Raw genomic sequence first — 20319 nt, 5'->3', positions numbered from 1 at the left:
ACTCTTTTTTGCTTGGGACGGTACGTGGGTCCTCGGCCGCGGGCGGTCGACAGGTTCCGAGATACTTGATCCAGGTTAACGTTCGCGGATGATTTGAGCGGATGGCTGGTTTTGAGTAACTTACGTAACTTACGTAAAGGCGCTGTGGTCCCGAAGCTTCTATCGTCGCTCCATGAACGACGTCCTGTTTGCCCGCGCTGAGCGCGCGATCGAAGCGAGCCGCGCCCTCCGGGCGCAGCACAGAGCGCTCGCGGATCAGCTTGATGATGCCACGCGCGAGGTGCGCCGAGTGGTGATGGAAAGCGCGATGTTGCGCTCGGAGATCAAGGCCCTTCGCGACCACCGGGAAGAGTAGGCCCTTCGATAGTTGCCTGGCATGGAGAAACCGTTCGCGGTCCGGAACGTTGAGCCTCCGCTCCGGTCTGGCTATGGAAGCCGTCAGAGAAGGACGCAACGGCGCGCTCTGTCCACGAACAGGGAGAACTCTTCATGTTGACGCGGCATCGTGTCAAGCAAACGGATGCACTGGAAGTGCGCCTGGCCGCGGAAGCCGAGCGGCTTCGCGAACAGGCCAAGTCGCTCCCGCCCGGCGCTGCACGCGACGAGATGTTGCGCAGGGCGCGTCAGGCGGAAACCGGTTCTCAGATGAGCGAGTGGCTGCGGTCGCCGGGGCTGCAGCCGCCGGAATAGGGCCGGCGAAGCGAATGCGCAGCGCCGGAATGGTGCCCCATTCAACGCCGCTTCGCGGCGCAGTCGAAGTCGCGCCGGCGCGCGAAGTGATGCGCATCCGCTGCCCGGTCGCGGTGCTTCGCACCAGCAAAATCATGCACCGTTAACTTATTGAAATGCCGGAACCGGCGGTTGCGGCCGAAGCTGCCAACGTTGCCGGGGCTGGGCCGCCCTCAACCGGCACGGAAACCTGGGCCCTGGCGCCGGACCTCCCGCCGGGGCCAATTTCCTTCCAACCAAAGCGCTTTGTGAAAGTACAATGACCGCCAAACGCAATCGCAGGAAACAGACCCAATCGCTCCAGGAACGGTTGGCGACATTCGCCGAAACCGCTCGCGAACGCGCGCGCAGCCTGCCGCCTGGCAAGGAGCGCGACATGCTGCTTCGGCGCGCCAAGCAAAACGACGCGACCTCGCACCTGACGGAATGGTTGAGCACGCCCGTCTACCCGAGACGTGGAGGATGACGGTGCGGAGAATCAGGCACTACCGCGCATTCCAGATCGATCCGGACGGGCATGTGTTCGGATGCATCAATCTCGTCTGCGATGATGACGAGCAGGCCAAGCGCGAAGCGGCATCGCTCGTGCTGGGCCACAGCATCGAGCTGTGGCGGCTGGACCAGCGGATCGCGCAATTCGACCTGCCGCCGGACGTCGCTCACTGCTAGAGTAACGAGGAACCGCGCGCTGCGTCCCGGGTTGGTCGGGCTGGTCCGACTTCGCCAGGAGCCAGCATGACGGAAGCCGACGTTCGCAAAGGGATGCCGCCCGTCAAGCTGTCGCGGGAGGCGTTCGAACGGCGTTACAAAAATCAGTTCGTCGATCCCGCCTTTGCACCGCTCCAGCGCGAGCTCGATGCCATCGTCGGCGCTGCCTGGGATGCCTACAGCCATTCACGCAAGGTCCCGCTGACGCGAAAGGCGGGCGCCGGATTCTCCGATCCCGACTACGACATCTCCATCGACTGGCTCGATACGCGCGCGAAAATCCTGGCGGCGCAGCGAATTCATGACGATGCGGACGAGACGCCGCGTATCCTCATCATCAACGGCTCGGCCCGCAGCGAGCACACCTGTCCCGGCGAGATGTCCAAGACCTGGCGTCTGGTCGAGCTTGCTGAACCGGTTTTTGCCGAGCTTGGGTTTGCCGTCGACATCCTCGATCTGTCGCGCCTGGCTTCGGAGTTCGGCAAGCATATCCATCCCTGCAAGTCTTGCGTCGGAACCGCGATGCCGCTCTGCCACTGGCCCTGCAGCTGCTATCCGAACTATTCGCTGGGGCAGACCGGCGACTGGATGAACGATATCTATCCGCTGTGGGTCGCGGCCCACGGCATCCTGATCGTGACGCCGGTGAACTGGTATCACGTGCCCGCCGGGCTCAAGGCGATGATGGACCGCATGGTCTGCGCCGACGGCGGCAATCCCGATCCGACCTCGACCCACGGCAAGAAGGCCGCCGAGGCGAAGGCGCTGGAGCTGAAGGGCTGGTCTTATCCCCGCCATCTCGCCGGCCGTCATTTCGGCCTCGTTGTTCACGGCGATGCGGTCGGTGCCGAGGGCGTGCGCCGCGCCTTGTCCGACTGGCTGACCGACATGCAGCTGATCTCGGCGGGCCGCTTCGCCGAGCTCGACGGCTATGTCGGCTACATGGAGCAATACGCCACCTCGCACCGCGCGCTCGATGACGACGGCGAATTCCAGGAGGAGGTGCGGAATGCGGCGCGCGCGCTCGGCAACGCGGTCCGGCTGGCGCGGAGCGGACAGCTTCGCGAGCCCGGTGAGGGCCTGTCCGATCCGAATCCCAAATGAGCGGGGAAAATCAATCGCATGATTGCCTGATCGTCGGCGGCGGCCCGGCCGGGCTGATGGCCGCGATCTACCTCGCGCGATTTCGGCGCCGTGTCTGTGTCGTGGACGCAGGCGCAAGCCGGGCGGCGCTGATCCCGCGCAGTCACAACGTGCCGGGCTTCGTCCACGGCCTGTCCGGCACCGACTTGATGGCACGCATGTCGGCGCAGCTGGACGAGCTCGCGGTCACGCGGGTGACCGCCGAGGTCACCGCCTTGCGGCGGCACGACCATGGTTTTCAGGCGATCTGGAATGGCGACGTGCATGCGGCCGCCACCGTCATCCTTGCCTGCGGTATCGTCGACACCCATCCGCCGTTCGACGAATGGCGCGCCGCGGTCGCGGACGGGCTGTTGCGCTATTGTCCGGTCTGCGACGCCTTCGAGGCGATCGGCCACCGTATCGGAATCGTCGGTCCGATTCACCGTGCCGCCGGCAAGGCGCTGTTCCTGCGCGGCTACTCCCGCGACGTGACGTTGCTCGCAACGGGCGAGGATGACGGGAAGGCCGCAGTGTCGGAGCTGACTGAAGCAGGTGTCGAGGTCGTGGTTGCGCCCGGCGTGCGCCTGAGGCGGAGAGACGACGGCGTCGAAGCCGTCTTCGAAGGCGGCCGGACGGCGCAATTCGAGATGGTCTACCCGGTGATGGGTGAGGAGGTGCGCTCGCATCTCGCGATGACGCTTGGGGCCGAACATACCGGGGAGGGTTACCTGAAAGTCGACGACCATCAGCGCAGCTCCGTCGACGGGCTCTACGGGATCGGCGACGTCGTCACCGACTTGCACCAGATCTCGGTCGCGTTCGGCCACGCCCGCGGTCGCCGCCTGCACGATCCACCGCAGCCTGCCGCGACGGCTGGCATGAGGAACGGGGTATCGGACATTGGCAACAGAATCATCCTCGAGGACCGCGGTCTATGCGGCGCTGCTCGGCAATGTCCTCGTCGCGGTCACGAAGATCGGCGCCGCCGCGTGGACGGGGAGTTCGGCCATGACGAGCGAAGCGGTGCATTCGCTCGTCGACACGACCAACGAGATCCTGCTGCTTTACGGCTACCGGCGCGCGAGCCGTTCGCCCGATGAATCCCATCCGCTCGGCTATGGGCGCGAGCTGTATTTCTGGAGCTTCATCGTTGCGCTGCTCATCTTCGCGCTGGGCGCCGGTGTCTCGCTGTATCAGGGCATTCTGCATGTCGCCGCACCCGAGCCGATCGAAAGTCCGATCGTCAGCTTCGTGGTGCTCGGGCTGTCGTTCCTGTTTGAAGGGGGCTCCTGGCTGATTGCCCTGCGGCGCTTCAGCTCGGACGGCCAGCGGTTGGGATATTATCAGGCTTTCGTTCGCAGCAAGGATCCTCCGGCATTCATGGTGCTGCTCGAGGACAGTGCGGCGCTGGTCGGCATCGCCATTGCTGCGGCGGCCACTGCGGCCGCCGTATTGCTGAGCCAGCCGGTCTGGGATGGGATCGGGTCGATCCTGATCGGGATATTGCTGGCGATCGTGTCGATCGGTCTCGCGCGCGAGAGCAAGAGCCTGCTGATCGGCGAGCCCGCCGATCCGGAGCTTGCGCGATCGGTCCTCGACATCGCAAGGCGTTCGCCCGGCGTGCTCAGGGCCAACGGCCTTCTGACGGTGCAGCTGTCGCCGGTCGAGGTCGTTGCGGCCCTCAGCATCGAATTTGCGGATGACAAGCGCGCCGACGACATCGAACGATGCGTCGTTTCGATCGAGACCGAGATACGCAAACGCCATCCGAGCGTGGCGGCGCTGTTCATCAAGCCGCAGACCGATGCTCGCTACCGGGCGGTGCGCGCGACGCGTTACGGCTAGCTTTGCGAGGTTCCCCCGATGTCGCAATCGGCACGACGGCAGGAACGATCACAACATCCCACTGGTTGACCGGTGCAGGGGGCGAGCATTGGAGAAAGCGGATGGCTCAATCCGAAGACATGACGCGCTGCATCGCGCTCTGCATGAGCTGCTACCAGACCTGCCTCGGCACGGCGATGAACCATTGCCTCGAGACCGGCGGCAGGCACGTCGAGCCCAAGCATTTCCGCCTGATGATGGCGTGCGCCGAAATGTGCCGGACGGCGGCGCATTTCATGCTGATCAACACCCCGCATCACCGGCATACGTGCGGCGAATGCGCCGAAATCTGCACCGAATGCGCCGAGGATTGCGAGCGGCTCGGCGGCATGGACGAGTGCGTCGCCATGTGCCGCTCCTGCGCACAATCCTGCCGTGCGATGGCAGCCTGAGGACAAAGTCCATGCTGGAGGAGAAGCTCAAGGAAGCCATCATCGGCGAACTGCAGCGGCAGGCGGCTAACCGGCCGCAATCGCTCAAGGTCCAGGACACGGACGCTCTGAAAAGCTCGGAGGAGCTGATCGTCAACGGCAAGATCGACCTTGCCGCCCTGGTCATGGTGATCGCGGGATCGGTCTCCGGCGGCCCCTAGTTGCGCCGGTCAACGGCGCCCTCAGCCGTATTCGTCGCCGATGCCGTATTCCCGGTAGATCTCCAGCGGATCGAGGTCGGGAAACAGCCGGCATTTGGCCTGGGCGAGGTGCAGGCTCACCGCCGCCGGCTCCTTGCCGTTCGAGAGCATCTTGCGGATATCGTCCATATGCGCGTTCGGCTGGTGCTTGGTTTCGAGCTGCTCCAGCGCGACCAGCGCGGTCGCCAGCGCCTCGGTCAGAACCCAGTCGTCGTGGCCGGTGATTCCCTTCTTCGGCATCGGAAGCCCCACATGTGGTGGCGGTAGTCTATCGCGGCTTTCGCCAAATCTCCATTGAGCCGTTGCAGCAGCAGGGCGCGCGGAACGAGCCGACAGCCGTGCTCCAGCTTGCATTATGGCGGCGCGCGCGTGGCTAAAAGGCGGCAAATTGCAGGGGCAATAGTATCTTTGTTGAAACAAAATTGGCGTAGACGGGGCCTGCACGGCATCCAGGCCGGCTGTTCCGCTCTGGGCCCCCTGATCCCGTATTCGCAACACGATCCGGTTGCGCCACCCCTTCAAGGCTTGAGCCCGCATGGTCTTTCTAAGCTTCGTCTATCGGTTCGTGACCAACTTCGCATTCATGGCGATGGTCTATTTCAGCCTGAACTTCATGGAGAAGTACCAGAACCGGGCGATCATCGCGATCCTGGTGCTGGTCTATGCCGGTATGCGCGCGGCCTCGACGCTGCGGGCTTTCTTCTTCTACCAGAAGATCGAGAAACTTGAGGCCGAGACCAAGCGCCTTCAGGCTCCGCTCAATGCCGGCGCGGGCGGAACGAATGTGCGCAAGCAGGTCGTGGCCGACGTTGCGCGGGCTGCGGCGCGACGGCGAGCTCAAATCCTATATGGACCTGTTCTTCCTGGCGCTGATCGTGCTGCTCTGCGTCGCCAACATCATGCGGCAGTAGGGCTTTTACTGCGCGCGCTTCTTCAGGCTCGCGACGCGCGTCGGATGCGTCGCAGCGCCCTTCGGAGCAGCGCTCTTGGGGGCCGCGGCATGCTTCGCTCCCGCCGGCGCGGCATGTGCAGTGCGATGTCCGCGCAACTTGCCGGCCTTGCCCCTGGCCGCCCGAGGCGTCTCGGCTGCCATCGCCAGCCGCGTTGCGGCGCGCCGTGACAAGGTCGTCGACAGCAGCACCTCTACCGAGCCTTCAGGGATGGCAAAGAGATCGCGGCCGGGCACGGGCAGGGTGGCCGCGACATTGGCCATTGCCATGGTCCTGCGCGGCAGCAGCGGTTGATGATCGGTCTGCGCGTTGAGGTCGGCCAGCGTGGGCGCCAGCAGCATCTTGGTCTGCGCGAACACGAAGTTCGGCACGGCGGGCCAGCGCGCGATCGGGGTGGTCTCGGTCGGCGGATGCAGCAGCCATTCCACCGGCGTCGTCGGCGTCGCCGGCCGCTCAGCGGTCGCGGGCACCACATGCACGATGCGATAGCCGCGCGCCTTGAGGTCGCGGATGATCTTCGGCAGTGCCGCCACCGTGCGGGCCTGGATATCGTGCAGCAACAGGATGCCCTTGCCCTTGGCCTCCAGCCGCTGGATCGCGAGTTGATAGACGCGATCGGACGACACATGGCGCCAGTCGTCGGCCGGGAAATCGGCGCTCCAGACCTGGATGCCGCGCGAGATCAGAAGGTTCTCGACGCCTTCGGCGCGCATCAGGCCTGGAATGCGGAAGAACGGCGCCAGCTTGGACGGATCGGTCATCGCAGCCGAGGTCCATTCGATGCCGCCGTTGATCTGCGCCTCGGCCTTATCGAGCGGCATCCGGTCGAACGTCAGCGGATGGTTCATGCTGTGGGTGCCGACGGTGTGGCCCGCCGCCACCAGCTTGCGCACGCCTTCCGGATTCGCCTTGGCCTGTTCGCCGATGATGAAGAACGTCGCCTTGATGCACTCGTCGGCGAGCATCTGGAGGATCTGGTTCGAATATTTCGGCAGCGGACCGTCGTCGAAGGTCAGGACGACTTCATGGTCCTTCAGCGGCAGCGTCTCGCGGTACTGCATGGTGCCGATGCGCGGATGCTCGTGCGGATCGACCACGAGGGTGCGCGAAGTCCCGAGCGCGTCCGGATGGCCGGGGCAGTCGGCCGCAACGGCCGCCGTCGAAGTGGTGGCCAGCAGGCCGATACAGAGGACGATCCACGATCGCGTCCGAACAACAACGCTACTTCCGATCATGAATCCCGTCTGCCCTCTTATGCGACTGCCGCCATAGTAGGTCGGAGACATCAGAAAATGGTTCAGGCGCAAGAACCTTTCCCGTTACAAGCATCCCCTAATGCTTGCATGGCGTAGCATGAACAGACTGTTAATAGGGTCCAAATCACCCCATCTTGCGCCGGCGTGACATTCCGGCATCAACGGGCGTCGGCATTCTTCTGTGATGTGCCCGCCGGTACGACGTGAACCACCCGATAGCCGTTCTCCCTCAGATACCGCAGGAAGGCCGGCATGATCGCGGCCGTGCGTGCCTTGGGATCGTGGAACAGGATGATGCCCTTGCCGGCGGCGGCGAGGCGCTCGGTGACAAGCTTCAATTCCTGCTCCGGCGTCATCTCGTTCCAGTCGCTGGCCCAGAGGTCAGCCCCGAACACGACGATGCCGCGGGACTGAAGCAGGTCGAGCTCGGCTTGCGTGGCTTCGAAATACGGAAACCGGAAGATCGGCGTCGAAGGTGTCGTCGTCGACGTCCCGTGTAGCGCCATCTCGTCGGCGGCAATGCCGCGGTCGATCTCGCTCTTCGCCTTGTCGAACGGGATCCGCGCCATGAACGGATGCGAGAAGGTGTGGTGGCCGATTGTGTGGCCCTCGCGCGCGATGCGCTTGACCATGTCAGGGTGTTCGGAGGCGTGCAGGCCGATCAGGAAAAAGGTCGCGCGCACGCATTCCTGCGCCAGCGCCGCCAGCACCTTCGAGGTCGTCGGCGGATGCGGTCCGTCGTCGAAGGTCAGCACGACCTCGTGATCGGCGAGGGCTAACGTCTGCGGAAAGCTCTTCAGGCCCACGCGCGGCGTGGTCCTGGCCTCGACGCTCAGAACGCGGGAGGTGCCGAGCGCGTCCTTGCGCGGGCACTCGGCGGCTTCAGTCGAGGCGATACCGGCGAGGGCGGTCAGCGCTGCGCCTGCCGCCATCGAGCCCCACCTCAGTCGAAGCATCTTTGTCATTGCGCTCAGAGTTGCCTTGTGGGTATTGCCTGAACCATCAGCTCAGACCACTCGTTCCAACCTGTCAAACGGCGAGGCGCGCCATGGATGAACATATGGACGGTGCCGCATCTGCCGCGGAGTCGGTACTCGACCACGTGCCGATGCGCAATGAAGACGGCGAAATTCGTCACGAATTCGTCGAGGAAATTGCCCATGCGATCGAGGCCGGCAACAGCGCCGCGCTGCGCGCCTGCGTTGCCGAGTTGCACGAGGCCGATCTCGGCGATCTGATCGGGGCTCTCGAGCCCGACGACCGCGTCCGCCTGGTCGAGCTGACGGGGCGCGATTTCGACTTCTCCGCGCTGAACGAGCTCGACGAGGGCGTGCGCGAGGAGATCCTCGAGGAACTGCCGCCGGAGACCGTCGCGGAAGGTGTCCGCGAGCTTGAATCCGACGACGCCGTCGAGCTGCTGGAAACCCTCGACCAGGCCGATCAGGAGGAGATCCTCGAGAAGCTGCCGCTCAAGGAACGCGTCGTGCTCGAGCGCAGCCTGCTTTATCCGGAAAATTCCGCCGGCCGCCGGATGCAGACCGAGTTCATCGCAGTGCCCCAGGATTTCACCGTGGGCCAGGCGATCGACTACATGCGCGAGACGCCGGATCTGCCCGAGCGCTTCTACGAGATTTACGTCGTCGACAAGGAGCAGCACTGGCAGGGCGCGGTCTCGCTCGACGTGCTGCTGCGCGCCCGCCGCCCGGTGGCGCTCGTTGAGCTGACCGACGAGGATCGCCGCCGCGTCTCCGTCCTGGAGGACCAGGAGGAGGTGGCGCGCATGTTCGGCAAATACAATCTCGTCGCAGCGCCGGTGCTCGACACCCAGGATCGCCTCGTCGGCGTCATCACCGTCGACGACGTCGTCGACGTGATCGAGGAAGAGGCGGACGAGGACCTCAAGGCGCTCGGCGGCGTCAACAGCGACGAAGAGCTCTCCGACACCGTGTTCACCATTGCGCGCGCGCGGTTCAACTGGCTGCTGGTCAATCTCGCCACCGCCTTTCTGGCGTCCTCGGTGCTTGGCCTGTTCGAGGGCCAGCTCGAGAAGATGGTGGCGCTCGCCGTGCTGGCGCCGATCGTCGCGAGCCAGGGCGGCAATGCCGCGACCCAGACCATGACGGTCGCGGTGCGCGCGCTGGCGACGCGCGAGCTCGGCTCCTCCAATGCCTGGCGCGTGGTGATGCGCGAGGGGCTGGTCGGCCTCGTCAACGGCCTCGCCTTCGCCGTGATCACGGGAATCGCGGCGGTGGCCTGGTTCAAGATCCCGGGCCTTGGCATCGTCATCGGGCTCGCCATCATCGTGAACCTCTTCGCCGGCGCGCTCGGCGGCATCCTGATCCCGATGGCGCTCGAACGTGTCAGGGCCGATCCGGCCGTGGCCTCCGGCACGTTCGTGACCACGGTCACCGACGTCGTCGGGTTCTTCTCCTTCCTAGGTATCGCGACGTTGTGGTTCGGGCTGAGGTAGGTCTCTCGTGTCCCGGGCGCGCTGCGGCGCCATAGCGCGTCGAAGACGCACGTAAACGCGCTTATGGCGCTGCTGCGCAGAACCGGGGCACGAGACCGTATACGCCGCCGCTATCTTTAATCCGAACTTAAGCGGCCTGCCGCATCATCGCCCTTGCTTGGGGGAATGAGCATGCGTGTGCGGCTGAAGGCGGACGGACGGATCGTCGAGTTGCGGGACGGGCAAGAGTTTCCTGTTCAGCCGCTTCCAATCCAGCCCTTTCCAATCCAGCCTGCGGCCAGCGCAGCGCCGGCCGAAGCCAGCTCGCTCGCGGTGCGCGATTTGCGCCGTCGCGCCTGCCTGACCCAGATGGAGTTCGCGGCCAAACTCGGCGTTCCCGTCGAAACCATCCGCAATTGGGAGCAGGGCAAGCGCGCCCCGCGGGGACCGGCCCGCGCGCTGCTTGCCGTGATCGCGCATGCGCCCGACACCGTGTTCCAGGCGCTCGCCAAAGCCTGAACTCCAGACCTGACGTAAAGCTGGTGCGAACCTCCCGTTAGCATTGCGCCGAATATCCGGCCCGGCAGCCCGGGTCGTCCGTTGGCAGTGTCACCAGCCGGGTTCATAATGACACCTGGATGATGATTTGGGGCGACCGCGACAGAGAGGATTCCTCATGCTGTTCGTCGAGGCCAATGGCGCAAGGATACCGGCGATCGGGCTGGGGACCTGGGAGCTGAGCGGGCGCATGTGCGCGCGTGTGATCGAGCAGGCGCTGCGGCTCGGCTATCGCCACATCGACACCGCACAGGTCTACGACAATGAGCGCGAGGTCGGCGACGGCTTGCGCGCCTCCGGCGTGCGCCGCGACAACATCTTCCTGACGACAAAAGTCTGGACCAACCATTTCGCGCCCCACGATCTCGAGCGCTCGGTCAAGGAGAGCCTGGCGCGCATGCGGCTTCCTTCCGTCGATCTCCTGCTGTTGCACTGGCCCAATTCGCACGTGCCTATCGAGGAGACGCTGGGCGCGCTGTCGCATGCCAAGCGCATGGGCCTGACCCGCCACATCGGCGTCTCTAATTTCACGGTGGCGCTGATCGAGCAGGCGGTCGCACTGTCGCCGGAGCCGCTGGTCTGCAACCAGGTCGAATACCACCCTTATCTGGACCAGGCGAAGGTGAGGGCGGCCTGCGACCAGCACGCGCTAGCGCTGGTCGCCTACAGCCCGATCGCCAAGGGGCGGATCAAGACCGACCAGACGCTCGCGGAGATCGGGCGTCTGCATCGCAAGACGCCGGCGCAGATCTGCCTGCGCTGGCTGGTGCAACAGAATGTCGCTGCAATCCCGCGCACTTCGCGCGTCGAACGTCTGTCGGAAAACATCGATATCTTCGATTTCGAGCTTTCGGACGACGAGATGGCCCAGATCGCCGCGCTGGCCAGTCCCAGGGGTCGCCTGACCGATTTCGGCTTCGCGCCAAAATGGGATTGAGAGGGGGCTGCCGTATGCTAGGACCAGCTTGGCAACCCGAAGTCAGGCAATGGAACTGCGGAAGATCATACGGACGGACATTGCAGCGTCGGCGATCGCCCATCTGACGCTGGTCGCGCTGATCATCGTGATCAGCGAAGTCCATCCGTTTCAAGCCAGCCCGCCCGAATCGGTTTCCGTCAGCATCGTGACGCCGGAGCAGGTGAAGCAGGAGGAGGCCAAAGCCGAGAAGGCCAAGGACGAGCTCAAGCAGAAACCGCCGGAGCCGATCCCCGACTTCAAACTGCCGAAGCTGGATTTCACCGACAACGACAAAGACAAGCCCGCCGCGGCGACGAAGTCTGCGGCCAAGCAACAGGCCGCGCCATCACCATCACCATCGCCATCGCCGGCGCCGCAGGCCTCGCCCGAGCCGCAACGTCCTGCGCAGCAGCAGCAACAGCCACAGCAGCCGCCCTTGCCAAAGCCGAGCGAGGCCAACGCACAGCCGCAACCGCCGCCGCCGCAAGCGATGCAGCAGCCAGAGGCCGCACCGCCGCCGGCCTATCAGGCGCCGGAGCCTGACGTCACCGTCAAGTACGGCGTCATGCTGGGCCTGCCGCCGGAATTGCCGCTGGAGCTGCCGAAAGACGCCCCCAAGGACGATGGCGGCGACGCCAAGGATTCAATCGCAGCCAAGCTGCCGGCCGAAATCATCGCCGAGCTGCGTCGTCACTTGCGAAGCTGCGCCAAACTGCCGGCCGGGGTCGCGCCGACCGACAACGTCAACATCAAGCTGCGCACGGTGCTCGCCACCGACGGCACGCTGGCGCGCGAGCCGATCCTGATCGAAGCCCCGCCGTCCGCGAAGGGCGTGGCCCTCGTGAAGTCCGCAATGAGCGCACTCCAGGCCTGCCAGCCCTACAAGATGCTGCCGGCCGACAAATACGGGGAATGGAAGGTGATGGACCTTCCGTTCAGCCCGCGGGATTTCGGCGGCTAGCTCTCGCGTAGCCCATCAACGACCGCGCTTCATCTCATCGCCATCCACCACCTCCGGCGCCATCGCCTCCCACGCACTCGAGGCGAATTGCCGCCGCCAGGTCACGATCACCACGGCTGCCGTGGTCACGAACAGCACCCAGGGGCTGACGAACCAGCCGAGATAGCCAAGTGCGAAGAAGAAGGAGCGTTGGCCGCGGTTGAAATGGCGGCCGGCGGATTCAAACAGGCGCGAGGTGCGGATGACATGGGCTTCCGCCTCCGGCGTGCCGCGCTGCGAGACCGGCGGCATGCCGCCGAACAGGATCGCGACATAGTTGAACAGGCGATACGACCACGCGAATTTGAAGAAGGCGTAGACGCAGATCAGGACGAGGCCGACGCATTTCAGCTCCCACAGCGCGGGCGAGGGGCTGAGGTCGATCGGCAGCTTGCCGAGAATCGCAATGGCGTCGTTGGTCGCGTGCAGCAGCGCCAGCGCGCCGCCAAGCGCGATCAGGCTGGTGGAGGCGAAGAAGGCGGTGCCGTTCTGCAGCGAGGCCATGATCTGCATGTCGACCATGCGCGCGTCGCGGTCGAGCAGCCGGCGCACCCAGACCTCGCGGTAGCGGTTCATGCGTGCCGACAGGCTGTCGCGGCCATAGGCCGAATGCTCCAGCGTCAGCGCGTAGACCAGCCATTCGATGGATGAAGAAGCCGACGGCGGTGATGTCGACCCAGTGCCTGCTCATGTCTGTCTCCTGGCGAGGATCGCAACGCTTGCCACGCATGGCGAGGTGCAGCAACGATTGATTGGCGGCAGGCGATGGCGTTAAAAGCAGCTCGCTTCAAGACGTCTCGGGAAGGACTGATGACATGGCCGCGCTGAAACTCGCAATCGGCAACAAGAACTACTCGTCATGGTCGATGCGGCCCTGGCTCGCGCTTCGCGCCAACGACATCCCGTTCGTCGAGACCGTCATCCCGCTCTACACCGACAATCCCGCGGACAAGGAGCAGATCATCTCGTTCAGCCGCGCCGGCAAGGTGCCGGTGCTGGTCGATGGCGAGATCACGGTGTGGGATTCGCTCAGCATCATCGAATACCTCGCAGAGCGCTTCCCGGACGTGAAGCTGTGGCCCGACGACGCCGCCGCCCGCGCCCATGCCCGTTCGGTGTGCGCCGAGATGCATTCCGGCTTCATGGCCCTGCGCAACGAATGCGGCATGAACCTGCACCGCCCGGTGCGGCCCGTGACGTTGTCGGCGGACGCGCAGGCCAATATCGCGCGCGTGCAGGAGATCTGGCGCGAGTGCCGGGCCCGGTATGGCGCCAACGGTCCGTTCCTGTTCGGGCGCTTCGGCGCGGCGGATGCGATGTATGCCCCGGTCGTGCACCGCTTCCGCACCTACGCGATCGCAATCACGCCGGAGACCAAGGCTTACATGGACACGATGCTGGCGCTGCCGGCGTTCCAGGAATGGACCCGGGACGGGCTCGCCGAAACGCTCGTCATCGAAAAGTTCGAGAACGTGTAGTCGCGAATGTGATTGAGCGCGGCTTGACGGCACGGCGCACGGCGGCGCTCAATCGCGGCGGAGCTACGGCTTAGGAGAGGGCACAGTCATGGGAATCCTGGACTCGCTGGAGAACAACCCGGCGCTCCGTAGCGCGCTCGGCCAGCTCGGCGCAGCCGTGTTGCCGGCCGTGCTGAACGAGGTGATCGGCAGCAATAATCAGGGCGGCCTCGGCGCGATCGTCGCAAAACTCCAGCAGGCGGGGTTCGGTGACCAGGTCAAATCCTGGCTCGGCAACGGCCAGAACCTGCCGATCTCGGCCGACCAGCTCCGCGCCGTGCTCGGCAGCGACACCGTCCGCCAATTGGCTGCGCGCTACAACATCCCGGTCGACCAGTTGGGCCAGATTCTGGCCCAGGAACTGCCCAAGGCCGTGGATCACGCCAGCCCCGACGGCCATTTGCCCCATACCGCCTGAAGAACCGGTTCCAGCGGTATCAGCGGCCGGGGGCATCACTCTGAAATAACTGCAAAATTGGCAGGTTTGCCATGTCGCATACTGCTGGCCAAAAAGGCCGGCCGCATGCTATATGACGGCCGGGTTTCCGGCCGGCCGACGCAGTGGGACCATGGGCGTGGCAGGCGTTGTTTGAGTGATGGAGAGGGTGTTGAAGCACAAATTCCCTATTGGATCGCGCGTGTTGTTCACGGCCAGCAATGTCGCACGCCCCGCTGCCAGCGGATCGTATGAGATCATCCGCCTGCTGCCGACGGATGGTGACGACTGCCAGTACCGGATCAAGAGCTCGACCGAAGCCTTCGAACGCGTCGCCAAGGAAAGCCAGCTCGCGCTGTCCTGAAGCCGACGCTATCCGCGCGTTGGCGCGTACCGGGGAATTCCATTCTGCCGCCGTCAAAAGGCCCGCTTCACCTTCAAAAGGTGGGCCGGGGGCAGTTGCCGACTCTCGGTGCTCGCTTTGACCATTCGCTCTCTGCTCGCGTGAGGGGACGTCGCGCATGAACTGGGCATGGGCCTCGCCGCTCGACCAAACCTGGCGCTCGCCGGTTTTTCCGATGTGGATGACGCTGGCGGCTGCCGGCTTCTTCGGACTGATCCTCCTGATCACGCTGCTGCGTGCCGAAAGATCGGTCGCCAACGGCGCGCTGACTGTCATCGCACTGCTCGCCATCGCCGTCGCATTGGCTGCCAATGTGCACGTCTCTGGACCGGCGGGGCAGGCCACGCCGACCGAGGCGCGTGCTCAGGCCGCGGTCATCGCGAGCCTGCCGGCGCTGTCCTGTCTCGACGATCTCGCCGGCGATGCCGTGGCCATTGGCTGCGAGAAGTCGCTGTTCGGCGCGCCTGACGCAGCCGCCGCGGCGATCTCCTACACCGCCGCCAGGATCGACCGGCTGATGGCGCTCGGCGATGCCGCGACCGCCGAGAAGAGCCTGACGCTCGACGTGAGGGTGCTGCGCAGATCGCTGGAGCGTGATCGCTACGGCCTGGTCGCGCAGGTGCTGGTTGCGCGCGACGGCTGCACACAGTTCGACTGCGCGGCCTTCCGCTCGCTGACCGATCAGCAGCAGGTCGCCGCCAACATGGATTCCCATCTCTACGACACGCTGGTCGCGCGCTACGCGCCGACCTGGAATGCGCCTGGAACGTCGCAGTTGCCGGCCACTGCCGCGCTTGCCGGACTGCCGCCGTCGATGCCGACGGGCAAGCCGACCAATGCGGAGTTCCCGAGCGCCTCGTCGACGCCGCCGATCAGCATCATGAATCCGGAGCCGCCAACGCGCCAGGCGGCGCCCGCCGCAAACGCTGGGGCCTCGCCGGCTCCGCGCGCGCCGGCAGCGGCTTCGGCACAGGCCGCCGCGCCCGCCGCAAAGAAATCGTCTGCGCCGAAGGCTGCGCGGGCGCCGGTGGCACCGCCGGTTCCGCTGGCGCCGCCGGCCGCGGCGCCCGCGGCTGCGGATAACGAGTAGATCGGCATTCCAAATGCGTGGCTGCCCGGCTAATGCTGGGGCATGCCACTACATCTGATCAAGCTCGCGGTCGGTTGCGACTCCGTCAAGGAATTGAAGGAGTGGACCGCCGAACGGATGCAGACCGCCAAGAAGAAGGGTCTGCCGCAACATCACATCCACATCACCCGCATGGTGCCCAAACGCGACGCCGAGATCCTGTCGGGCGGGTCGCTCTATTGGGTGATCAAGGGCGAAGTCGCCGCGCGCGAAAAAATCATCGGCATCGAGCCGTTCCGCGACAAGGACGGCATCGGCCGCTGCCGGATCGTGATGCAGCCGAAGGTGATCTCGGTGTCGCCGCGGCCGATGCGCCCGTTCCAGGGCTGGCGCTATCTCGCCGACGATTCCGTGCCGCCTGATCTCGGCAAGTCCGCAGCCGGCTCGATCGCCGCGATGCCGGAGCCGATGCGGCGCGAGCTGCGCAATCTCGGATTGCTCTAGATTGCGATATTGTCGATCAGCCGGGTGCTGCCAAGCTTGGCCGCGACCAGGATCCGCAAAGGGCCGTCCGTGCGCGAGGTGGCCGGCGCCAGCGTGATAGCGTGGCGCACCTCAAAATAGTCGAGCGCAAAGCCAGCCGCCGTGATCATACCGGCACCGCGCGCCATTGCGGAAGCGATCGCTTCGCCGGCGCGGATGCGCCCGGCGCTCTCCTTCATGGCGCGGTACAGCGTGGTTGCGGTCTGCCGCTCCTGTGGCGACAAATAGACGTTGCGGGAGGACATCGCGAGCCCGTCGCGCTCGCGCACCGTGCGGGAGCCGATCACCTTGACGCCGAGGTCGAGGTCGCGCGCCATCTGCGTCACCACCCGCAACTGCTGAAAATCCTTCTCGCCGAAGATCGCGACATCCGGCCGGCACTGCGTGAACAGCTTGCCGACGACGGTCGCGACACCCCCGAAGAAATGCGGGCGGAAGCGATCCTCGAGGCCGGCCAGCGCCGGTCCCTCCGGCACGATGCGGGTGGCAAAGCCCTCCGGATACATGGCCTCGGCGCCGGGGTGCCAGACGATATCGACGTCCTCGGCGGCGAGCTTGGCGATATCGGCCTTCCAGGTTCGCGGATAGGCGCCAAAATCCTCGGTCGGTGCGAACTGGGTCGGGTTGACGAAGATCGACACCACCACGCGGCTCGCGCGCCGCCTGGCGAGGCGCACCAGCGACACATGGCCGTCATGGAGCGCCCCCATGGTCGGGACCAGCGCGATCGTGGCCTTTCGCTTGCGAAGATGGTCGACGGCGCGTCGCAAGGCGGGGACCGTGCGGGCGATCAAGGGGCTGCGTGACATCAGAACTCGACGGAGTTGGGAATCGGCGAGCGCGTCCCGGCGCCCGGCAGACTAACCTTAACAAGCGGCGACCGTGGACGCCATGCGTCCGACTGCGGCACAGCATCCCGCGCAAGGCCGCGCACGATGTCGCGACGTTGTGGGTTGGATCACAGGCGAGAGAAGACGCCGCGATTCATGATGAAGAACGGCGCAGTGCGAATTGCATTACCTGTCACGCATTTCACTTGACCGCAGGCGCGGCCAACTCGAAGATATTTGTTAGGGGTGTTAGGGATCGCGATGCTTGTGCAAGCTAGCCAAGGCCAGTCCGGCGCGGCGCATGTGGTCGTGCTCGGCAACGAGAAGGGCGGCTCCGGCAAGTCGACCACCGCCCTGCACATCGCGGTCGCGCTTCTGAAAGCCGGCCAGCGCGTCGCCACCATCGACCTCGACTGCCGTCAGCAGAGCTTTACTCACTACATCAACAACCGTTCCGCCTGGGCGCGCCGCACCAAGCTTGACCTCGAACTGCCGCTGCATCGCTGCATCAAGCTCGGCGAGACCATGCAGGTCGCCGAGAACGAGAATTCCGAGTTCCTTCAGTTCATGGAGGCGGTCTCGGCGGTCGAGAGCAGCTTCGACTTCATCGTCATCGATACGCCCGGCACCGACAGCTATCTGATGCGGCTTGCGCACTCGATGGCCGACACGCTGGTGACCCCGATCAATGACAGCTTCCTCGATTTCGACGTGCTCGGCACCGTCGATCCCGCCAACTACGCGGTGACGGGCGAGAGCCACTACGCCGAGATGGTGCGAGACACCCGCCGCAAGCGCCGCCAGCTCGACGGCGCGACCACCGACTGGATCGTCGTGCGCAACCGCCTGTCGATGCTCGGCTCCCGCAACAAGCAGCTCGTCGCCGAGGGGTTGAAAGATTTGTCGCTGCGGCTCGGCTTCCGCTACGTCGACGGCTTCGCCGAACGCGTCGTCTATCGCGAGTTCTTCCCGCGTGGCCTGACCGCGCTGGACGAGATCGACGAGGCCACGCTCGGCATGCGGCCCAATCTCGGCCATCTGACCGCGCGGGAGGAGGTGACGAGTCTGCTCCGCCAGCTCAAGCTTCCGCTCGACGAGCGCGGCCGCCGCCGTGCGGCCAACCGCGCCGAGTGGTTCAGCCAGGTCGATAAGCCGCTCGAGGTCCACGACATCCTCGGCGCTTGAGACGGCGGTATATTGCTACTTCCAGTCGATCAAAGCGGCCGGGTCCCCACGGGAACCGAGCCTTCGCTCGGCCGTTTTCACCTCGCGTTTACTGCGAAATTGAACCCAATCGAGACCGTTGCGTAGGAGGGTGACGTGCACCCTGACGTAGCCGTATGAGAGCAGGGATGCCCAAGAAACGTGTGCGACGCACAATGAAAGGGCTGTCAGTTCACAATATTTGGCCTTCCTGTCACGCCCCTGTGACATATATTAGGGAATAGGCGACCAGGGGCCGAAGAGCTCCGGAAGAACACGATTTTCAACAGGGATTCAGGCCGCACGAGCCTGAGGCTGAGGACGAAAATGAAGCGTGGAATTGCCGTTCTGGTTTCGGTCAGTGCCCTCTGCGGCGTCGCCTATTTCACGGCGAGCAAGTGGGCGATCAAACACGAGACCATCACCTTCTACGACGGCTCGCGCGACAACCGCGCCGTGCCTGTCGATATCGCGATCCGTCGCGACAAGGAAATGCAGGCCAATGCCGGCATGATCACGATGCCGGTCGCCGTGATCAACCACGGCAATACCGTGAAGAACACGGAGTACGGCTTCCTCGCCAACATCTTCGCTGCGCGTGGCTACCTCGTCGTCAGCCCGCAGCATGATCTGCCGACCGATCCTCCGATGGTGACCAAGCCCGGCGAGCTCTATGTCGGCCGGCTGCCGCAGATCCTGCGCGGCGTCGCCAACATCCATCTCGCCATGCAGGAGATGAAGAAGGTTCAGCCCAACGCCGACTACGGCAGGGTGACGATGGTCGGCCACTCCATGGGCGGCGACATCACGATGTATTTCGCCAAGCAGTATCCGGACGAGGTCAAGAAGGTCGTCACGCTCGACAATCTGCGCGTGCCCTTCGTCACCGCCGGCAAGTTCAAGATTTTGTCGTTCCGTTCGCAGGACCCGCAATTCAAGACCGATGCGGGTGTGATCCCGACCGATGAGGAATGCGAGAAGGCAGGCATCCAGGTCGTGAAGACCGAATTCCAGCACAACGACATGCGCGACACCGGTCCGGACGCAGCCAAGAACTCGATCCAGGGCATGCTCGACAAGTTCCTGAGCGCGACTGACAGCGAGGTCGCGCCGGTCGACACGCAATCGTCCCCGCCCAAAATTCTCGAGCCTGGTCCGGTCGCGTTGATGGCGCCTGCCAAGAGCTGACGTCTTCCTCATCGTCAGTATCGATTTTCGAAGCCCCCGCCGGCCCTGCCTGCGGGGGCTTTGCACATTGACCGGGCTGCGCGCGCTAACCACATTAGCCGCTCACGCAGGGTCAATGGATGTCGGGCGAACCCATCAAACCGCGCGGCCGCGATGCCGTCTCGGCGAAACCAGGCGGCGCGGTGCCGCAGGCGGGGGCGTCGACCTCAGAGGACATCGCCGCCTTCGTCGCCAACGCGCGAGCGCTGTCGCCACATGCTCCCGGTGCGAAAGGCCGGCTGATCTTCGCGCTGGATGCGACGATGAGCCGGCAGCCGACCTGGGACATGGCCTGCGCGCTTCAGGCTGACATGTTCCGTGAGACCTCCGCGCTCGGCAGTCTCGACATCCGGCTCGTCTACTATCGCGGATTCAACGAGTGCCGCGCCACGGGATGGATTTCCGACAGCGCCAGGCTTGCGGCGCTGATGAGCAAGATCGATTGCCGCGGCGGCGACACCCAGATCGGCAAGGTGCTGAGCGAGGCGCGGCGCGAGGCGGTCGCATCCGGCGTGCGCGCCGTTGTCTTCGTCGGCGACGCCATGGAAGAGAACGTCGACGAGCTCTGTGCCAAGGCCGGTGAGCTCGGCATGCTCAAGGTGCCTGTGTTCGTATTTCAGGAGGGCCATGACGCCGTCGCCGAGCAGGCTTTTCGCGAAATCGCGCGCCTGACCGGCGGCGCCTGGTGCCGGTTCGATCCGGGCGCGGCGGCGCAGTTGCGCGAGCTGTTGCGCGCAGCTGCCGCCTACGCCGCCGGCGGACGCGAGGCGCTGTTGCAATTGGCGAAGACCGCCAGCGGCGCGGCCAGGCTGATCGGCCAGATGAAGTAGCGCTGGCGCGGTC

General features: G+C 65.0%; 24 protein-coding genes and 3 pseudogenes. 22 read left to right on the top strand and 5 right to left on the bottom strand.

The window, feature by feature from the left end; all coding sequences use genetic code 11:
* The first annotated feature begins 172 nt into the window (after window positions 1-172).
* The 9 genes and pseudogenes from ACVWW3_RS14205 (at window position 173) to ACVWW3_RS14165 (ending at window position 5038) form a co-directional block, all read left to right on the top strand.
* Window positions 173-355 (top strand): hypothetical protein, encoded by a 183-nt coding sequence (locus tag ACVWW3_RS14205; protein ID WP_249803826.1) that lies wholly within the window; start codon window positions 173-175, stop codon window positions 353-355.
* 134 nt (window positions 356-489) lie between these two features.
* A complete protein-coding gene (locus ACVWW3_RS14200; protein WP_247340728.1) occupies window positions 490-690 on the top strand; it encodes a hypothetical protein in 201 nt (66 codons plus the stop codon).
* Window positions 691-988: 298 nt separating this feature from the next.
* Complete coding sequence (locus ACVWW3_RS14195) at window positions 989-1195, top strand: hypothetical protein (protein WP_247340727.1); 207 nt, start codon at window positions 989-991, stop codon at window positions 1193-1195.
* Window positions 1192-1398, top strand: a complete 207-nt coding sequence (locus ACVWW3_RS14190) for a hypothetical protein (RefSeq protein ID WP_354107102.1) — start codon at window positions 1192-1194, stop codon at window positions 1396-1398. Before ACVWW3_RS14195 ends, ACVWW3_RS14190 begins: the two co-directional genes overlap by 4 nt.
* A gap of 66 nt (window positions 1399-1464) precedes the next feature.
* Window positions 1465-2541 (top strand): flavodoxin family protein, encoded by a 1077-nt coding sequence (locus ACVWW3_RS14185; protein ID WP_456649565.1) that lies wholly within the window; start codon window positions 1465-1467, stop codon window positions 2539-2541.
* Window positions 2538-3444 (top strand): annotated as a pseudogene (locus ACVWW3_RS14180) (NAD(P)/FAD-dependent oxidoreductase). The gene ACVWW3_RS14185 and the pseudogene ACVWW3_RS14180 overlap by 4 nt, the downstream one beginning before the upstream one ends.
* Window positions 3445-3462: 18 nt before the next feature.
* On the top strand, window positions 3463-4407 hold the full coding sequence (locus ACVWW3_RS14175) for a cation diffusion facilitator family transporter (protein ID WP_247340722.1): 945 nt from the start codon (window positions 3463-3465) through the stop codon (window positions 4405-4407).
* Between the two features lie 101 nt (window positions 4408-4508).
* Window positions 4509-4838, top strand: coding sequence for a four-helix bundle copper-binding protein (locus ACVWW3_RS14170; RefSeq protein ID WP_247340719.1), 330 nt, complete (start codon window positions 4509-4511; stop codon window positions 4836-4838).
* An 11-nt stretch (window positions 4839-4849) separates the two neighbouring features.
* The gene (locus ACVWW3_RS14165) at window positions 4850-5038 is read left to right on the top strand and encodes a hypothetical protein (protein WP_247340717.1); all 189 of its coding nucleotides are present in this window, start codon (window positions 4850-4852) and stop codon (window positions 5036-5038) included.
* Between the two features lie 21 nt (window positions 5039-5059).
* On the opposite strand, the gene ACVWW3_RS14160 is transcribed toward ACVWW3_RS14165, so the two are convergent.
* Window positions 5060-5317, bottom strand: a complete 258-nt coding sequence (locus tag ACVWW3_RS14160; protein WP_247340716.1) for a hypothetical protein — start codon at window positions 5315-5317, stop codon at window positions 5060-5062.
* Between the two features lie 295 nt (window positions 5318-5612).
* Here ACVWW3_RS14160 and ACVWW3_RS14155 point away from each other — a divergent pair.
* A pseudogene (locus ACVWW3_RS14155) lies at window positions 5613-5988 on the top strand (hypothetical protein).
* A gap of 5 nt (window positions 5989-5993) precedes the next feature.
* Here the strand turns inward: ACVWW3_RS14155 and ACVWW3_RS14150 are convergent.
* Window positions 5994-7262 carry a polysaccharide deacetylase family protein gene (locus tag ACVWW3_RS14150; protein ID WP_456649567.1) on the bottom strand — a complete coding sequence of 423 codons (1269 nt, stop codon included), beginning with the start codon at window positions 7260-7262 and terminating at the stop codon, window positions 5994-5996.
* 179 nt (window positions 7263-7441) lie between these two features.
* The gene (locus ACVWW3_RS14145) at window positions 7442-8215 is read right to left on the bottom strand and encodes a polysaccharide deacetylase family protein (protein WP_456649825.1); all 774 of its coding nucleotides are present in this window, start codon (window positions 8213-8215) and stop codon (window positions 7442-7444) included.
* Window positions 8216-8331: 116 nt separating this feature from the next.
* Between ACVWW3_RS14145 and mgtE the strand changes: the two genes are divergently transcribed.
* From mgtE to ACVWW3_RS14125, 4 genes are all read left to right on the top strand, one after another.
* Window positions 8332-9753, top strand: a complete 1422-nt coding sequence (gene mgtE, locus ACVWW3_RS14140) for a magnesium transporter (protein ID WP_247340712.1) — start codon at window positions 8332-8334, stop codon at window positions 9751-9753.
* A gap of 165 nt (window positions 9754-9918) precedes the next feature.
* Window positions 9919-10251, top strand: a complete 333-nt coding sequence (locus ACVWW3_RS14135; protein WP_247340711.1) for a helix-turn-helix domain-containing protein — start codon at window positions 9919-9921, stop codon at window positions 10249-10251.
* Between the two features lie 157 nt (window positions 10252-10408).
* Window positions 10409-11227: an aldo/keto reductase gene (locus ACVWW3_RS14130; RefSeq protein ID WP_456649568.1), complete on the top strand. Its 819-nt coding sequence runs from the start codon at window positions 10409-10411 to the stop codon at window positions 11225-11227.
* Between the two features lie 49 nt (window positions 11228-11276).
* The gene (locus ACVWW3_RS14125) at window positions 11277-12209 is read left to right on the top strand and encodes a hypothetical protein (RefSeq protein ID WP_456649569.1); all 933 of its coding nucleotides are present in this window, start codon (window positions 11277-11279) and stop codon (window positions 12207-12209) included.
* 15 nt (window positions 12210-12224) lie between these two features.
* Here ACVWW3_RS14125 and ACVWW3_RS14120 read toward each other — a convergent pair.
* A pseudogene (locus ACVWW3_RS14120) lies at window positions 12225-12939 on the bottom strand (DUF599 domain-containing protein).
* A 124-nt stretch (window positions 12940-13063) separates the two neighbouring features.
* On the opposite strand from ACVWW3_RS14120, the gene ACVWW3_RS14115 reads away from it, so the two are divergent.
* The 5 genes from ACVWW3_RS14115 to ACVWW3_RS14095 all read left to right on the top strand — a co-directional run bounded on the left by ACVWW3_RS14115 (window position 13064) and on the right by ACVWW3_RS14095 (window position 16177).
* Window positions 13064-13726 (top strand): glutathione S-transferase family protein, encoded by a 663-nt coding sequence (locus ACVWW3_RS14115; RefSeq protein WP_456649570.1) that lies wholly within the window; start codon window positions 13064-13066, stop codon window positions 13724-13726.
* Window positions 13727-13814: 88 nt separating this feature from the next.
* Window positions 13815-14183: a YidB family protein gene (locus ACVWW3_RS14110; protein ID WP_247340704.1), complete on the top strand. Its 369-nt coding sequence runs from the start codon at window positions 13815-13817 to the stop codon at window positions 14181-14183.
* A 178-nt stretch (window positions 14184-14361) separates the two neighbouring features.
* Window positions 14362-14565, top strand: coding sequence for a hypothetical protein (locus ACVWW3_RS14105; protein ID WP_007603227.1), 204 nt, complete (start codon window positions 14362-14364; stop codon window positions 14563-14565).
* A 157-nt stretch (window positions 14566-14722) separates the two neighbouring features.
* Window positions 14723-15694 (top strand): hypothetical protein, encoded by a 972-nt coding sequence (locus tag ACVWW3_RS14100; RefSeq protein WP_456649571.1) that lies wholly within the window; start codon window positions 14723-14725, stop codon window positions 15692-15694.
* Window positions 15695-15736: 42 nt separating this feature from the next.
* The gene (locus ACVWW3_RS14095; RefSeq protein ID WP_456649572.1) at window positions 15737-16177 is read left to right on the top strand and encodes a DUF1489 family protein; all 441 of its coding nucleotides are present in this window, start codon (window positions 15737-15739) and stop codon (window positions 16175-16177) included.
* Here the strand turns inward: ACVWW3_RS14095 and panC are convergent.
* Window positions 16174-17025 carry a pantoate--beta-alanine ligase gene (panC, locus tag ACVWW3_RS14090; protein WP_456649573.1) on the bottom strand — a complete coding sequence of 284 codons (852 nt, stop codon included), beginning with the start codon at window positions 17023-17025 and terminating at the stop codon, window positions 16174-16176. The genes ACVWW3_RS14095 and panC overlap by 4 nt on opposite strands.
* Window positions 17026-17307: 282 nt before the next feature.
* Here panC and ACVWW3_RS14085 point away from each other — a divergent pair, with 282 nt between their 5' ends.
* The 3 genes from ACVWW3_RS14085 (at window position 17308) to ACVWW3_RS14075 (ending at window position 20306) form a co-directional block, all read left to right on the top strand.
* Window positions 17308-18231, top strand: coding sequence for a division plane positioning ATPase MipZ (locus tag ACVWW3_RS14085; protein ID WP_456649574.1), 924 nt, complete (start codon window positions 17308-17310; stop codon window positions 18229-18231).
* A 345-nt stretch (window positions 18232-18576) separates the two neighbouring features.
* Window positions 18577-19437, top strand: coding sequence for an alpha/beta fold hydrolase (locus tag ACVWW3_RS14080; RefSeq protein ID WP_456649575.1), 861 nt, complete (start codon window positions 18577-18579; stop codon window positions 19435-19437).
* Window positions 19438-19556: 119 nt separating this feature from the next.
* Window positions 19557-20306 carry a vWA domain-containing protein gene (locus tag ACVWW3_RS14075; protein WP_247444348.1) on the top strand — a complete coding sequence of 250 codons (750 nt, stop codon included), beginning with the start codon at window positions 19557-19559 and terminating at the stop codon, window positions 20304-20306.
* Window positions 20307-20319: the final 13 nt, after the last annotated feature.

This window comes from Bradyrhizobium sp. LM2.9, from assembly GCF_054056555.1.
Note: the sequence above shows the minus strand (reverse complement) of the source record. Positions and strands in the feature narration are given on the sequence as shown.

Coding starts and splice junctions, on each gene's coding strand:
- ACVWW3_RS14205 (WP_249803826.1), top strand. CDS start 173: ATGAACGACGTCCTGTTTGCCCGCGCTGAGCGCGCGATCGAAGCGAGC.
- ACVWW3_RS14200 (WP_247340728.1), top strand. CDS start 490: ATGTTGACGCGGCATCGTGTCAAGCAAACGGATGCACTGGAAGTGCGC.
- ACVWW3_RS14195 (WP_247340727.1), top strand. CDS start 989: ATGACCGCCAAACGCAATCGCAGGAAACAGACCCAATCGCTCCAGGAA.
- ACVWW3_RS14190 (WP_354107102.1), top strand. CDS start 1,192: ATGACGGTGCGGAGAATCAGGCACTACCGCGCATTCCAGATCGATCCG.
- ACVWW3_RS14185 (WP_456649565.1), top strand. CDS start 1,465: ATGACGGAAGCCGACGTTCGCAAAGGGATGCCGCCCGTCAAGCTGTCG.
- ACVWW3_RS14170 (WP_247340719.1), top strand. CDS start 4,509: ATGGCTCAATCCGAAGACATGACGCGCTGCATCGCGCTCTGCATGAGC.
- ACVWW3_RS14165 (WP_247340717.1), top strand. CDS start 4,850: ATGCTGGAGGAGAAGCTCAAGGAAGCCATCATCGGCGAACTGCAGCGG.
- ACVWW3_RS14160 (WP_247340716.1), bottom strand. CDS start 5,317: ATGCCGAAGAAGGGAATCACCGGCCACGACGACTGGGTTCTGACCGAG.
- ACVWW3_RS14150 (WP_456649567.1), bottom strand. CDS start 7,262: ATGATCGGAAGTAGCGTTGTTGTTCGGACGCGATCGTGGATCGTCCTC.
- ACVWW3_RS14145 (WP_456649825.1), bottom strand. CDS start 8,215: ATGGCGGCAGGCGCAGCGCTGACCGCCCTCGCCGGTATCGCCTCGACT.
- mgtE (WP_247340712.1), top strand. CDS start 8,332: ATGGATGAACATATGGACGGTGCCGCATCTGCCGCGGAGTCGGTACTC.
- ACVWW3_RS14135 (WP_247340711.1), top strand. CDS start 9,919: ATGAGCATGCGTGTGCGGCTGAAGGCGGACGGACGGATCGTCGAGTTG.
- ACVWW3_RS14130 (WP_456649568.1), top strand. CDS start 10,409: ATGCTGTTCGTCGAGGCCAATGGCGCAAGGATACCGGCGATCGGGCTG.
- ACVWW3_RS14125 (WP_456649569.1), top strand. CDS start 11,277: ATGGAACTGCGGAAGATCATACGGACGGACATTGCAGCGTCGGCGATC.
- ACVWW3_RS14115 (WP_456649570.1), top strand. CDS start 13,064: ATGGCCGCGCTGAAACTCGCAATCGGCAACAAGAACTACTCGTCATGG.
- ACVWW3_RS14110 (WP_247340704.1), top strand. CDS start 13,815: ATGGGAATCCTGGACTCGCTGGAGAACAACCCGGCGCTCCGTAGCGCG.
- ACVWW3_RS14105 (WP_007603227.1), top strand. CDS start 14,362: ATGGAGAGGGTGTTGAAGCACAAATTCCCTATTGGATCGCGCGTGTTG.
- ACVWW3_RS14100 (WP_456649571.1), top strand. CDS start 14,723: ATGAACTGGGCATGGGCCTCGCCGCTCGACCAAACCTGGCGCTCGCCG.
- ACVWW3_RS14095 (WP_456649572.1), top strand. CDS start 15,737: ATGCCACTACATCTGATCAAGCTCGCGGTCGGTTGCGACTCCGTCAAG.
- panC (WP_456649573.1), bottom strand. CDS start 17,025: ATGTCACGCAGCCCCTTGATCGCCCGCACGGTCCCCGCCTTGCGACGC.
- ACVWW3_RS14085 (WP_456649574.1), top strand. CDS start 17,308: ATGCTTGTGCAAGCTAGCCAAGGCCAGTCCGGCGCGGCGCATGTGGTC.
- ACVWW3_RS14080 (WP_456649575.1), top strand. CDS start 18,577: ATGAAGCGTGGAATTGCCGTTCTGGTTTCGGTCAGTGCCCTCTGCGGC.
- ACVWW3_RS14075 (WP_247444348.1), top strand. CDS start 19,557: ATGTCGGGCGAACCCATCAAACCGCGCGGCCGCGATGCCGTCTCGGCG.